Source organism: Sphingomonas sp. Leaf339 (genome assembly GCF_001426195.1).
Lineage (GTDB): Bacteria > Pseudomonadota > Alphaproteobacteria > Sphingomonadales > Sphingomonadaceae > Sphingomonas.
Window position 1 is genome coordinate 25074 of record NZ_LMRS01000034.1, and the last position, 14034, is coordinate 39107.

General features: G+C 66.4%; 8 protein-coding genes. 6 read left to right on the plus strand and 2 right to left on the minus strand.

Annotated features, from left to right (window positions below; all coding sequences use genetic code 11):
• Positions 1-22: 22 nt before the first annotated feature.
• Positions 23-760 carry a GntR family transcriptional regulator gene (locus tag ASG67_RS12650; RefSeq protein ID WP_056530769.1) on the minus strand — a complete coding sequence of 246 codons (738 nt, stop codon included), beginning with the start codon at positions 758-760 and terminating at the stop codon, positions 23-25.
• A gap of 243 nt (positions 761-1003) precedes the next feature.
• On the opposite strand from ASG67_RS12650, the gene ASG67_RS12655 reads away from it, so the two are divergent.
• Genes ASG67_RS12655 through ASG67_RS12670 form a run of 4 tightly spaced genes read left to right on the plus strand, consistent with a single transcriptional unit; the run spans position 1004 to position 9916 of the window.
• On the plus strand, positions 1004-3628 hold the full coding sequence (locus ASG67_RS12655) for a beta-mannosidase (RefSeq protein WP_082543546.1): 2625 nt from the start codon (positions 1004-1006) through the stop codon (positions 3626-3628).
• On the plus strand, positions 3625-6177 hold the full coding sequence (locus ASG67_RS12660) for a glycoside hydrolase family 3 C-terminal domain-containing protein (protein WP_056530772.1): 2553 nt from the start codon (positions 3625-3627) through the stop codon (positions 6175-6177). Before ASG67_RS12655 ends, ASG67_RS12660 begins: the two co-directional genes overlap by 4 nt.
• Entirely contained in the window at positions 6174-7592 is a 1419-nt protein-coding gene (locus ASG67_RS12665) for a glycoside hydrolase family 125 protein (protein WP_056530775.1), read from the plus strand. The genes ASG67_RS12660 and ASG67_RS12665 overlap by 4 nt, the downstream gene beginning before the upstream one ends.
• Positions 7589-9916, plus strand: a complete 2328-nt coding sequence (locus ASG67_RS12670; protein WP_056530778.1) for a GH92 family glycosyl hydrolase — start codon at positions 7589-7591, stop codon at positions 9914-9916. The genes ASG67_RS12665 and ASG67_RS12670 overlap by 4 nt, the downstream gene beginning before the upstream one ends.
• 36 nt (positions 9917-9952) lie before the next feature.
• Here ASG67_RS12670 and ASG67_RS12675 read toward each other — a convergent pair whose 3' ends face one another.
• On the minus strand, positions 9953-10411 hold the full coding sequence (locus ASG67_RS12675; RefSeq protein WP_082543507.1) for a DUF3617 domain-containing protein: 459 nt from the start codon (positions 10409-10411) through the stop codon (positions 9953-9955).
• Between the two features lie 152 nt (positions 10412-10563).
• On the opposite strand from ASG67_RS12675, the gene ASG67_RS12680 reads away from it, so the two are divergent.
• Positions 10564-11904 (plus strand): MFS transporter, encoded by a 1341-nt coding sequence (locus tag ASG67_RS12680; RefSeq protein ID WP_056530781.1) that lies wholly within the window; start codon positions 10564-10566, stop codon positions 11902-11904.
• A 3-nt stretch (positions 11905-11907) separates the two neighbouring features.
• Positions 11908-14019, plus strand: coding sequence for an alpha-galactosidase (locus ASG67_RS12685; protein ID WP_056530785.1), 2112 nt, complete (start codon positions 11908-11910; stop codon positions 14017-14019).
• The last annotated feature ends 15 nt before the right edge of the window (positions 14020-14034 follow it).

The window sequence follows — 14034 nt, forward strand, 5'->3', positions numbered from 1 at the left end:
CAATTTCGTGGCGCAGACGCCGTCAGATATCAGAAAGCTCGGCAACGAAATCATACGCATCGCCGCGATAATAGGACCGCGTGAACTCCGCCGCCCGGCCATCGCGCAGGAATCCGCGCCGTTCAATCAGCAGTCCGGCATGGCCCGCATCGACCCCCAGCATCCGCGCATGTTCGGACACGAACGGCACCGCGCGCAGACGCTGCAGGGCACGCACCGGCCGACAGTCGGACTGGCCCAACGCCTCGTAAAGCGAGTCTTTCACCGCCTGCACCGACGGCAGGCAATATCCCGCGATCGTCGACATCTCGAGCGCCATCGGCTCGTCATCGGCGAAGCGGATTCGGTGGAAGCGATAGACCGGCGCTCCCGGCGACAAGCCGAGCGCCATCGATTCCTCTGGATTCACCGTTCCCGCCGCCCGTGAAATCCAGGTGCTCGACGCGGTCTTGCCCCGCGTCGCCATGTCTTCGGAAAAAGAGGACAGTTTGGAAAAACTCTTCTCTACCCGCCCCGCCACGAACGTGCCGGCGCCCCGGCGGCGCGTCAGCAGCCCATCCTCGACCAGCCCGCCGATCGCCTTGCGCACCGTGATGCGCGACACGTCATATTCGACCGCCAGATCGCGCTCGGCCGGGATCGCGTCGCCCTGCGCCAGGATGTCGCGACCGATCGCCTCTCGGATCAGCTGCTGCAATTGCAGATAGAGCGGCGAAGGATTGCCCTCCCTGAACCGCCCTACCTCGTCGGAAAATGCCATCCTGCCCCCTTAACCGAAGGCGGTCGCGGCCTTCATCGTCGATACCAGCGTATCGGAACCCATGGCGAGCGGCAACCGACGGCAGCCACAGGATAGATTGGTCCTAACAAAGTCCGATCGGCAACCAGCGATCGTATTGCGCGATTGGCCGGCAGCAGCGCTCACTATTGTGCATGGACCTATATTGGTTACACTCATGCCTCAGCGAACTGTCTGTCAAGGCGCGTACCTCGGAGAATGAAGATGCGGCGATCCGCTGCCGGTATCCACACCACGAGCTTCCTGTTGAGACTGGTGGCATCGACTGCGTTGCCGCTGCTGTTCGCCGCCGCGCCGGCGGCCGCCGCGCCGCGCAGCGTGACCACCCTGAACGATGGCTGGCAGGTCCGCATCGCACCGACCGACACGACCGCTGCTACGGCGCACCCCGGCGAGGCGAAGTGGTTTCCCGCCGCCGTCCCCGGCAGCGTCCAGCAGGATCTGATCGCCGCTGCCCGCGTCCCCGATCCATTCAAGGGCATCAATGAGGGCGCGATCCAGTGGGTCGGCCGGACCGACTGGGAATATGCCCGCACCCTGAACCTGACACCCGCGATGTTGGCCCGCGATCATCTCGATCTGGTGTTCGACGGTCTCGACACCTTCGCCAAGGTGACCGTCAACGGCCATCCACTCCTGACCGCGAACAACGCGCATCGCCGCTGGCGGGTGGATGCAAAGCCGTTCCTGAAGCCCGGCCGCAACACCATCACCATCACCTTCGCCGCGCCGATCCGCACGCTGCAACCAATGGTGCTGGCCGAAAAGAACCCGCTACCCGGCGAATATGACAGCGCCTTCGGTGATGAGCCGAAGGGCGAGCAGACCTCGCCCTACATTCGCAAACCCAAATATCATTACAGCTGGGACTGGGGTCCGCGCATCCTCGCCATCGGGCCATGGCGTCCGATCCGGCTGGAAGCATGGGACAACGCCCGCATCGACGAATTTCGCGTCGAACAAGAAGCGCTGACCGATGTCGAAGCGCGACTGACGGCGGTGTTCGACATCGTCGCCGACCGACCCGGCACCACCACCGTGCGTGCCGTGGTGGAGGGTGGCGCACCGTTGCTGCGCCAAGTCGCGCTGGCACCGGGACACAACCGCGTCACCGTGCCGCTGACCGTCGCGCAGCCGAAGCGATGGCAACCGGTCGGCTATGGCGAACAGCCGCTCTATCGCGTGTCGGGTTCGCTGTTGAGCGACAACACCGTCGAGGACAGTGCCGACCGGCGCATCGGCCTGCGCACGGTCGAACTGATCCGTCAGGGCGGCAGTTTCGGCTTCCGCGTCAACGGCACACCCATCTTCGCCAAGGGCGCGAACCTGATCCCGTTTGACATGTTCCCCGCCCGCGTCACCCCCGCCGCAATGCGCCCGCTGCTGACCGCCGCGCGCGATACGCACATGAACATGATCCGCGTCTGGGGCGGCGGCTATTATCTCGATGACGCCTTTTATGACATGGCCGACGAGATGGGCCTGATGGTGTGGCAGGACTTCATGTTCGGTGGCGCCGTCACGCCCCCCGACGCCGCGTTCCGCGAGAATGTGCGGATCGAGGCGGAGGAACAGGTCGCGCGCCTGCAATCGCACCCGTCGATCGTCCTCTGGGCCGGCGGCAACGAGATATTGTCGGGCTGGGAAAACTGGGCTGACCGCAAGGCATTCAAGAAGGCGGTGGGCGCCGACGAGCAGGAGCGTATCGGCGTCGGGATGGCTGTACTGTTCGACCGCGTACTGCGCGGCGCAGTGATGGCGAAATCGCCCGGCGTCCCCTATTGGCCCGGCTCACCCTCGACCGATTACGAGGGTCCGACCGACACAGACAAGGATGGCGACCGCCATTTCTGGGACGTATGGTCGGGATCGAAGCCGGTCGAACGCTACCTCGACAGTTGCCCGCGCTTCATGTCCGAATACGGGTTTCAGGCGATGCCGGACCTATCCACGATCCGCGGCTTCGCGGGTCCAGGGCCGCTTGCCGCCGACAGTCCGGTGATGAAAGCTCATCAGCGCTTCCTCGCCGGCGAGGGCAATGAGCGCCTGTTGTTCTACATCCGCGAACGCCTTGGCGAGCCACGCGACTTCGCCGATCTGGTCTATCTCAGTCAGGTCAATCAGGCGCAGGCGATCGGCATGGCCGCGCTCCACCACCGCGCCTGCCGGCCGGTGACGATGGGGTCGCTCTACTGGCAGTTGAACGATGTGTGGCCCGCGATCTCATGGGCGAGCATCGATCATGACGGCCGGTGGAAGTTGCTCCAGTACGAAACCCGCCGCTTCTTCGCCCCGCAGGCGATCGTCGCCGAGCGGCACGACGGCAAGACGCGGATCGCACTCGTCTCTGATGCCACCACGCCGACGCCCGCGCGCTGGCGGGTGCGGGCTATCGACATGGCCGGTCGGCGATTGGGTGAACGCACCGGCGACGTGACGCTCTCACCTTTATCGGCAACCGACATCGTGACGCTGGACGATACCACGCTCTTCGGCACCGCTGCCCCCGCACGAAGCTATGCGGTCGCCGAACTGATCGTCGGCGATGCCGTCGTCAGCCGCGCCATCGTCGAGCGGGTGCTGCCCAAAGCCATGGCCTATCCCGATCCGAAGATCGCGGTGGTGTGGAAAGGCCATGACCTGACCGTTACGGCGGGGGCGTTCGCCCGTGCCATCATGCTCGATTTCGGCGATACCGCCGCGCAACCGTCCGACGACGGTTTTGACCTGCTGCCCGGAGAAAGCCGTACCGTGACGATCGCTTCCGATGCCTCCCCCGCCGCCTTGGCGCGCGCGCTGACCGTCCGCTCGCTTGGGGCGCATCGATGATCTGGCTGTTGCTCGCCCAAGCCGCAGACCCGGCCATCGCCGCGGCGATCGCAACGATGACGGTGGAGGAAAAGGCCGCCCAACTGCAAAGCACCGCGCCCGCCGAACCCAAGGCGAAACTGCCCGCCTATGATTGGTGGAACGAGGGGCTGCACGGTCTCGCCCGCAATGGCCACGCCACCGTTTTTCCACAGGCGATCGGGATGGCGGCGACCTGGGACACCAACCTGATCCACCGCATCGGCGACGTCGTCGCGACCGAGGCGCGCGCGAAGTTCAATGCGCAACCCGTCGATGCGGACCGACGTATCTACGAAGGGCTGACGATCTGGTCACCCAACATCAACATCTTCCGCGATCCACGCTGGGGCCGGGGTCAGGAAACCTATGGCGAAGACCCCTATCTGACCGGGCATCTGGGCGTCGCCTTCGTCACCGGCCTCCAAGGGCCGGACACCGCGCACCCCAAGGTGATCGCCACGCCGAAGCACCTTGCCGTGCACAGTGGCCCTGAGGCCGGTCGCGACAGTTTCGACGTCGATCCCAGCCCGCAGGATCTGGAGGCCACCTACCTCCCCGCTTTCCGCCTCGCCGTGACCGAGGGCAGGGCGCAGTCGCTGATGTGCGCGTACAACTCGATCCACGGCACCCCCGCCTGTGCCAGCGCGCCACTGATGATCGATCGCATCCGCAAAGATTGGGGCTTCACCGGCTTCACCGTGTCGGACTGCGACGCGATCGCCAACATCCACCTGTTCCACCACTACCGCCTCGATGCCGCCGCCGCCGCCGCGGCCGCGGTCAAGGGCGGCACCGACCTGAACTGCGGCACCGCCTATGCCGCCCTGCCGCAGGCGGTATCGCGCGGACTGGTGACGGAGGCGGAGATCGACACCGCGCTTGCCCGCTCGCTCGAAGCCCGCCGCGCGCTGGGCATCGCATTCGGCGCGGCGAACCCGTGGCGACGCATCAAGCCGTCCGCCCTCGGCGCCCCCGCCCATCACGCCCTGGCGCTGGAGGCGGCGCGCAAGTCGATCGTCCTGCTGAAGAACGACGCCGATCGCCTGCCACTGAAGTCCGGCGCGCGCATCGCGGTGATCGGCGCAGATGCCGACGATCTCGGCGTGTTGCAGGCCAATTACCACGGCACCGCCATCGCCCCCGTCACCCCGCTCGACGGCATCCGCACGCAGTTCGGCGCGGCGAACGTCCGCTACGCGCAAGGATCGCTGCTCGCCGATGGCGCCGCCGTCGTCATCCCCGAAACCGCGTTCCGCAACGATAGCAAGACCGGGCTGAAGGCGGAATATTTCGCCGCCGCCGATCTATCCGGCACCCCCGTCGCAACGCGGCAGGAACGTCGCATCGACGTCGATCACAACCGCGCCAGCCCGCTGCCGCAATTGGGCGCACAGTTCGGCGTCCGCTGGTCGGGAGAATTCGCTCCCCCCGGCCCCGGCGATTATCGCCTCGTGGTCGATGTACCGGCCTGCTGGAAGAACTGCACCCGCCACGATGCGGTGCGCGTGTCGATCGACGGAAAGCCGCTCGCCGATGGCGACGTGAAGAAGGGCCGCATCGAAATCCCCTATGCCAGCGACGGCCGCGCCGTGCCGTTCGCGCTGGAACTGCAACACCATAGCGAGGACGAGGGCATCCGCCTGCTCTGGCTGCCCCCCGCCGAACCGCTGCTGCGAGAGGCGGTGGCCGCGACCGAGGGTGTCGATGCGATCGTCGCCGTCGTCGGCCTGTCGCCCGATCTGGAGGGCGAGGCGCTGTCGGTGAGCGTCCCCGGCTTCGTCGGCGGCGACCGCACCGACATCGCCCTGCCACTGCCGCAACAGCATCTGCTCGCCGCATTGAAGGCGACCGGCAAGCCGCTGATGATCGTCCTGACCAGCGGCAGCGCCGTTGCGGTCGATCCGGCAGCCGCCGACGCGATCCTGACCGCCTGGTATCCGGGCGAAGCGGGCGGCACCGCCATCGCCGAGACGCTGGCCGGCCGCAACAATCCCGCCGGCCGCCTGCCGGTGACGTTCTACAAGCAGACCAGCGACCTGCCCGCCTTCGTCGATTACGGCATGAAAGGACGGACCTATCGCTATTTCACCGGGAAGCCACTCTGGGGCTTCGGCCACGGCCTTAGCTACACGAAGTTCGGCTATGCCACGCGCCAGCCGACCGCGACGGTAGCGGCGGGCGCCAACCTTACCATCGAGGCGGACGTGACGAACATCGGTGCGCGCGCCGGTGATGAAGTGGCGCAGGTTTATCTCGTGCCACCCGCCGGTGCCGCCAGCGGCCTGACGACTCCGGTCCTGCAACGCCAGTTGGTCGGGTTCCGCCGCCTGTCGCTTGCCCCCGGCAAGGGCAGCCGCGTCGCTTTCACGCTCGACCCCCGCGCGATGAGTACCGTTGCGCGAGACGGCACCCGTTCGGTGGTCCCAGGTCAGTATCGGCTGTTCGTCGGTGGCGGCCAGCCCGACGATGCACCTGGCGCGTGGATCGACTTGACCATTACCGGCAGCGCGACGGAGTTGCCCAAATGACGATCGACCGCCGCACGTTGCTGGCCGGGGGGCTGGCGCTCGCCGGCACCCCGACCTTTGCCGCGCCCGCTTTCCCCGACAAGCGCCCCGCTCGCGGCGACCGCCGTTTCACCAGCCCCGCCGTAGAGCGCGAGATCGTGCGCGTGTCGAAACTGATCGCCGACCCGAAACTGCGCTGGATGTTCGGCAACTGCTATCCGAACACGCTCGATACGACGGTGAAGATGAGCACCATCGGCAGCCAGCCCGATGCGTTCGTCATCACCGGCGACATCCCCTGCCTGTGGCTGCGTGATTCGGCGGCGCAGGTGAAGCCTTACCTCCATCTGGTCCGCGACGACCCGAAGCTGGGTGAGCTGTTCCGCGGCCTGATCGCCCGGCAGGCGCGCTCGATCCTGATCGACCCGTACGCCAACGCCTTCATGGAAGACCCGACCGCCAAGACCAACCTCGGCTGGGCGCTGGAGGACGAAACCACCATGAAGCCCGGCGTCGCTGAGCGAAAATGGGAGATCGATTCGCTCTGTTATCCGATGCGTCTGGCCCACGGCTACTGGCAGGCGACGCGCGATCCGCGACCGTTCGACGCCACCTGGGCACAAGCCGCCCGCGCCAGCATCCGCACCTTTCGCGAACAACAGCGAAAGGACGGCCCCGGTCCCTACAGCTTCCGCCGCAACGCCCCACAGCCGACTGAGACATTGCTCTGGGGCCACGGCAACCCGACCCGCCCGGTCGGTCTGATCCATTCCGGCTTCCGCCCCTCCGACGACGCCTGCCTCTACCCCTTCCTGATCCCCGCCAATCTGTTCGCGGTCAGCGCACTGCGCGAACTGGCTATCGTCGCCAGCGAAGCCCGGCAGGACGCGGCCCTCTCCACCGACGCCACCGCGCTCGCCACCGAGGTAGAGGCGGCCTTACGCCAATGGGGCACGATGCGGCTCAAGGACGGTCGTGAGGTCTGGGCCTATGAGGTCGATGGCTATGGGAACGCCGTCTTCATGGACGACGCCAACGTGCCCTCGCTATCCGGCCTCGCCTATCTCGGCTGCGTCGCGCCCTCCAATCCGCTATGGCAACGCACCCGCGACGCCGCGTGGAGCGAGGCGAATCCATGGTTCTTCCGCGGCAGCAAGGCGAAGGGTATCGGCGGCCCCCATGTCGGCGCCGGGCAGATCTGGCCGATGTCGCTGACCATCCGCGCGCTGTCCGCCACCGACGATGCAACGATTCTCGCCTGCCTGCGCACCCTGCGCGATACCGATGGCGGCACGGGCTTCATGCACGAGGCGTTCGACCAGGATGACCCCGCCAAATTCACCCGCGAATGGTTCGCGTGGGCGAACGGGCTGTTCGGCGAGCTGATCGTCCACCTCGCCGCTACCCGCCCCGCATTGCTGAAGGCCCCGCTGTGACCGATCTCACCCGCCGCACCCTGCTCTCCACGTCCGCGCTGGCCTTCGCTGCGCTGCCATTGCCCGCCATCGCCGCGAAGCGTGACGAGTCGAAGGCCAATCTGTTCATCGGCACCGGCGGCGACGGCCACACCTATCCCGGCCCGACGCTGCCATTCGGCATGGTCCAGCTTGGCCCCGATACCGATGTCGAGCGGTGGGATACCTGTTCCGGCTTTCACCGCACCGACACGTCGATTATGGGGTTCAGCCACACGCATCTGTCCGGCACCGGCATCGGCGACATGCTCGACGTGCTGGTGGTGCCGACGACCGGCCCCGTCCAGCTGCTGCCCGGTCCGCGTACTGACCCCGACAAGGGATACCGCCAGCGTTTCTCCGCCGAACATGCGGAACCCGGATACTACCGCGTCGCGCTGGAATCAGGCGTTCGCGCCGAACTGACCGTGACGGACCGGACCGGCTGGCACCGCTACACCTTCCCCACCGGCGCCGGGCATATCCTGGTAGATCTGTCGCACCTGATTCACGACACGTCGGATCAGGCACCGCTGATTACCGACGCTTCACTCGCGATCGATCCGGACGGCACGCTGACCGGTGGTCGCCGCGTACATCGCTGGGCCAAGGGCCGGCACATCCATTTCGCGATGCAGCTGTCCCGCCGCCCTAATCGCATCACCTTCTACGGCGACGGCGATACCGAGCAACCCGCCGGCACCGCCGCCATCAAGGGCAATCGGCTGAAGGCCGTGCTGCACTATGACGATGCCGGTGCTGCTCCAATCGTGATCCGCTGTGGCATCTCCGCGGTTGATGTGTCCGGCGCCCGCGCGAATCTCGCCGCCGAAGCACGCGACTGGAACTTCGACCGCACGCTCGCCGCTGCTCGCGGTCGCTGGGCGACTCATCTGGGATCGATCGCGGTCGAGGGCGGCACCGCCGATCAGCGCACGATCATGACCTCTGCTCTCTATCATTCGATGCTGGCGCCGACGCTCTTCTCTGACGTCGATGGCCGTTATGTCGGGCTCGACCGGCAGGTCCACACCGTCCCCAAGGGCGAGGCCGCCTATTCTACCTATTCGCTGTGGGACACATATCGCGCGCTCCATCCCCTGCTGACGATCGTCGCGCCGGACCGGGTGAAGAGCCTAGTCGCCGACATGATCCGCCAGACGCAGCAAAGCCCCTATGGCCCGCTGGTCTGGCCGTTGCAGGGGGTCGAAACCGGCACGATGATCGGTTGGCACGGTGTCTCCGTCCTCGCCGAGGCGCAGGCCAAGGGGATCGAGGCGGACTACGCCGCCGCGTGGCCCGCGATCGCCAAACGCAGCTTCGATGTCACCGCCCCCGATCTCGACAACAGCAAGGGTCGCGACCTGTATGACCAGCTGGGCTATGTCCCCGCCGACAAATGGTTCGAAAGCGTCAGCCGGACCCAGGAATATGCCTATGACGACTGGGCATCCTCGCACCTTGCTCGCACCGCCGGTAAAACGTCGGACGCGGATCGCCTGCTGAAACGGTCGGGCAACTGGCGCAACGTGCTGGACGCCTCGATCGGCTTCGCTCGCCCACGCTTCGCCGATGGCAGCTGGTGGACGCCGTACGACCCGATCCAGCTTGGCCATATGCCCAAACCCTGGTGGCGCGATTACACCGAGGCGAATGGCTGGCAGGCGACGTTCCTAAACCAGCACGACATTTACGGCCAGATCGCTCATTTCGGCGGCGACAAGGCGTTCGAGGCGAAGCTCGACGCGCTGTTCACCGCCCCCTCGACCCTCCCCGACAACGCCCCGCCCGACATCGCGGGCCTCGTCGGCCAATATGCGCACGGCAACGAGCCGGATCAGCACGCCGCCTATCTCTACGCCTATGTCGGCACCCCGTGGAAAACGCAGGCGATGGTCCGGCGTCTCTGCACCGAAATGTACAAGAACGATCCCAACGGCATGATCGGCAACGACGATTGCGGCCAGATGAGCGCATGGTTCGTCCTGTCCGCGCTGGGCTTCTATCCCGTTGATCCGGTCGAGGCGGTGTATGTCTTCGGCTCACCCCTGTTCGAACGGGCGACGGTGCGGCTGCCCGGCGACCGCAAGCTGATCGTCGAGGCGCCCGGCAATCGTGCCGATACGCCCTACATCCAGTCGGTGCAGTGGAACGGCAAACCATGGACGCGCAGCTGGATCAGCCACGCCGATCTGGTGAAGGGCGGGCGCCTGCGCTTCACGATGGGAACGAAGCCCGACCCGTCCTTCGGCGCCGCCCACACCGATCGACCGCCTTCATTCGGACGCCCCGCCCCGACTGGCTGAAGCCGTCACTGCGAGCGTAGCGAATGACGGCAAGCCCTATTTCCGGCAGGTCGCCCCCGTCCGCGTGGCGACCTGATCCGCCACGATCCGCATGGCGCCCTTCTCGGTCTGCCCGGTCATCGTCATCCGCGCAGTGAAGCCCGCCGCGTTATATGTGCCGGTGCGAACGACCCGCATCGGCGGTCCCTTCTTCTGCGGACACGACATCACGTGATCGATCCGGCCATCGGCGATCACCGCGCGCTCGACCGTGCACTTCGCCTCCGCCTTCGGCACGAACAACGCGGCAACTCCCGCTCGCGATTGTTCGGGCGGCAGGCAGCGGTGCTCGGTCTTCGACTTGCCGCGCATCATTCGCATAAGGAAGGCGGGCGCACCCGGCACGACCAGATCGACGGCGGTCGATGTCAGATCCCAATTGCCAGGTTGCAGCGACTGCGCCGACGCGGACAGCGGCAGCGACAACAAGATGAGCGAAGGGATGATGGCACGCATGCAGCCGCCTCTGTGGTTTTCGGTCGCGACACGCAAGCGAGCAACGTCCCCGACAATATTTTGCCGTTATTCCTACAATCGATTGTTGCAATCGAACGTCGATCCGGCGATACCGGATGAAAGCGATAATCGCGGGAAGGATCGGGAGAGCCATGCCAGCATTGGACAACAAGCCGCGCCTGTCGATGGCCCGCATCCTCGAAATGAACCTCGGCTTCCTCGGCCTGCAGTTCAGCTTCGGCCTGCAGCAGGGGAACATGACGCCCATCTACAGCTATCTCGGCGCGTCGGAGGCGGCGTTGCCACTCCTGCAACTCGCCGGGCCGATCACCGGCCTGCTCGTCCAGCCGCTGATCGGCGCGATGAGTGACCAGACGGATTCGCGCTGGGGCCGGCGCACTCCCTATTTCCTGTTCGGCGCGGTACTGTGCGCGATCGGACTGTTTTTCATGCCGCTCAGCTCATCGATCCTGATGGCGGTATCGATGCTCTGGATTCTGGACGCCGGCAACAACATCACGATGGAGCCATACCGCGCCTACGTCTCCGATCGGTTGGCGGAGGAACAACACCAGATCGGCTTCCTGACGCAAAGCGCGTTCACCGGCCTCGCCCAGATGCTCGCATTCCTAACCCCATCGCTGCTGGTGTGGTGGGGGATGGATCAGGACTGGGTCGACACCCACAACATACCCTATACGGCGCGCATCGCTTTCATGGTCGGTGCCGGCCTCAGCTTCTCGACCATTCTCTGGTCGATCTGGCGCGTCCCAGAACTGCCCCTGACCCCGGATCAGCGCGCGCACATCGCCGCCCAACCCAAAACACTAAAATCGACCTTGGCCGAGATCGGCAGCGCGATCCGCGACATGCCGCTGGCGATGCGAAAGATGGCGTTGATGAGCCTGTTCCAGTGGTACGCGATGGCGACCTATTGGGCCTATGTGATCTATGCGATCGGCCGGTCGGTCTATGGCACCGACGTGCCAACCTCCTCCGGCTTCCATTCCGCGGTGCTGACCAATGGCGAGATGGCCGCTTTCTACAACGGCGTCGCCTTTCTCGCCGCGTTCGCGATGGTGCCATTGGCGCGCCGGATGGGCGCCGCCAGCCTGCATGCCATCTGCCTCGTCATCGCCGGCATCGGCATGCTGTGGCTGCCGCACGTCACCGAGAAGTGGATGCTGTTCTTCCCCGCCATCGGTGTCGGCCTCGGTTGGGCCAGCATCATGGGCAATCCGTACATCATCCTCGCCGGATCGATCCCGGCAGAGCGGACGGGCGTCTACATGGGCATCTTCAACATGATGATCGTGATCCCGATGCTGCTCTTCGCAGTGACGATGCCGCTGATCTACCAGCCGCTGCTGGGCGGCGATCCACGCAACGTGCTGACGCTGTGCGGCGTGCTGATGTTCTGCGCGGCGGCGGCGGTGTGGACGGTGCGCGAGCGCAATGCCCAAGGGCTGCCCGTCGGTGCGGTCGCGGAATAAGCCATGATCGTACTGAACGGCACCGCTTCCGGAATCGTGCTGGAGCCCCGACCAGACGGCGCCCCTTTATGGCGCTGGTGGGGTCCACGCGTCGGCACCGATGCGTTGCCGACGCTCGCCGACACTCGCCCTGCCGCGTCGTTCTCGCTCGATGTCGATCAGCCGCTGACGCTGGTTCCCACCTATGGCGCCGGCTGGTTCGGCCCCGCCGCCCTCCGCGCGCATCGTGATGGTCAAGCGTTCTTCCAACACTGGGACGACGTTAAAATCGGCCGGCGATCCGGTGGCATAGTCGTCACATTGCGCGACACTGCCGCCAATATAACGCTCGTTCAGCGATTGACGCTGGACCCGGCAACCGACGTGTTGACCTTGTCCGCCAGCGTCCGCAACGATGGCGACGATACCCTCACCATCGACTGGCTCGCCGCGGGCACGCTGCCCCTGCCCGCCGATGCGGAAACGATCCGCAGCTTCACCGGCCGCCACAATGCCGAGTTCGTGCCTCAAGTCGAACCGATGCCGGCGCATGGCTGGGTCCGCGAGAACCGTCGCGGCATGACCGGCCATGCCGGGCCACCCGGCTTGTTCGTCGAGGGACCGGGCGCGACATGGCACGCCGGCACCATCCGCGCCGCGCAGTTGGCGTGGTCGGGGAATCACCGGCTGGCTATCGAGCGCGATGACGAGGGGTTCTGGACGCTCCAGATGGGCGAGGCGCTTGCTCCCGGCGAAATCCGCCTAGCGCCCGGCGAAACCTATGATACGCCCGACATGCTGGCGACCGCCTCCGCCTCGGGCCGAAACGGCGCGATCCAATCGTTCCACGCCGGCATCCGCGCCGCCGCGCCATGGCCGGCGACGGGCATGGCGCCCCGCAAAGTGCATGTGAACAGCTGGGAGGGTTTCTACTTCGACCATGACGAAGCGGCGCTGATGGCGCTGGCGGATCGCTCCGCCGCGTTGGGGATCGAACGGTTCGTGCTCGACGACGGCTGGTTCAGGGGCCGCGACGACGACACCGCCGCGCTGGGCGACTGGACGCCGGACGCAGTGAAATACCCCAACGGCCTCCGCCCGCTGGCCGATCACGTCGTCGCACTCGGCATGGAATTCGGCCTGTGGGTCGAACCGGAGATGATAAACCCGGACAGCGACCTGTACCGCGCGCATCCCGACTGGGTGCTGGCCGGGCCGGACGCACCACGACCGACATCGCGCAATCAGCTGGTCCTCGATCTCGGCCGCGCCGGCGTGCGCGACCATCTGTTCGCGGTCCTCGACACCCTGCTGCGCGACCTGCCGATCGGGTATCTCAAATGGGACCACAATCGCGATCTCGCCCCGACCGGTGGCGCGGACGGCACCGCCGGTTATGGCGCACAGATACGCGGCGCCTATGCCCTGTTCGATCGCATCGGCGCCGCCCATCCGGCGGTGGAGATCGAGGCATGCGCTGGCGGCGGCGGCCGGATCGATGCCGGGATCGCCCGCCGCACGCACCGTTTCTGGACCAGCGACTGTATCGACGCGGTCAGCCGGGTGCGGATGCAGCGCGGCTATCTTCACTTCATGCCGCCCGAAATGATGGGATCGCATGTCGGCGCCAGCCCCGCGCATTCGACCGGTCGCGGCCAGTCGATGGCGTTCCGCGCCGCCGTCGCGCTGCCGGGCCATTTCGGCGTCGAACTGGACCCGGCGACCATCGATCCCGATGGTACGGCGACGCTCACCCGCTGGATCGCGCACCACAAGGCGCTGCGTGGCACGCTGCATCACGGCCGCGTCTGGCTGGGTGAGGGCACGGACAGCCTTGTCTGGCAATTGCACGGTACACCGACCGATGGCCTGCTCGCCGTGACGCGGGTGGAGCCGACCGTGATCCGCCGCCCGCCCGCCCTGCCGCTGCCGCCGCTCGCCGGCATGGGCGCGGTGCGAGTGCGGCTGATCGATATCGCCACCACGCCCGGCCATCCCGCCCCCGACGCGTCCGTCTTCGCGGCGATGCGTGGTGAGGGGGTGGTCTGGGATGGTGACTGGCTGGCGCAGGCCGGCCTGCCGATGCCGGCGATAAAGGCGGAAAGCGTCGCGCTCTTCGCGATCGAGCCGGCATGATGACGACAATGGATG

What these genes read in the sequence shown, in the direction of transcription:
- ASG67_RS12650 (WP_056530769.1), bottom strand. Translation starts at nt 760, where the DNA reads ATGGCATTTTCCGACGAGGTAGGGCGGTTCAGGGAGGGCAATCCTTCG.
- ASG67_RS12655 (WP_082543546.1), top strand. Translation starts at nt 1,004, where the DNA reads ATGCGGCGATCCGCTGCCGGTATCCACACCACGAGCTTCCTGTTGAGA.
- ASG67_RS12660 (WP_056530772.1), top strand. Translation starts at nt 3,625, where the DNA reads ATGATCTGGCTGTTGCTCGCCCAAGCCGCAGACCCGGCCATCGCCGCG.
- ASG67_RS12665 (WP_056530775.1), top strand. Translation starts at nt 6,174, where the DNA reads ATGACGATCGACCGCCGCACGTTGCTGGCCGGGGGGCTGGCGCTCGCC.
- ASG67_RS12675 (WP_082543507.1), bottom strand. Translation starts at nt 10,411, where the DNA reads ATGCGTGCCATCATCCCTTCGCTCATCTTGTTGTCGCTGCCGCTGTCC.
- ASG67_RS12680 (WP_056530781.1), top strand. Translation starts at nt 10,564, where the DNA reads ATGCCAGCATTGGACAACAAGCCGCGCCTGTCGATGGCCCGCATCCTC.
- ASG67_RS12685 (WP_056530785.1), top strand. Translation starts at nt 11,908, where the DNA reads ATGATCGTACTGAACGGCACCGCTTCCGGAATCGTGCTGGAGCCCCGA.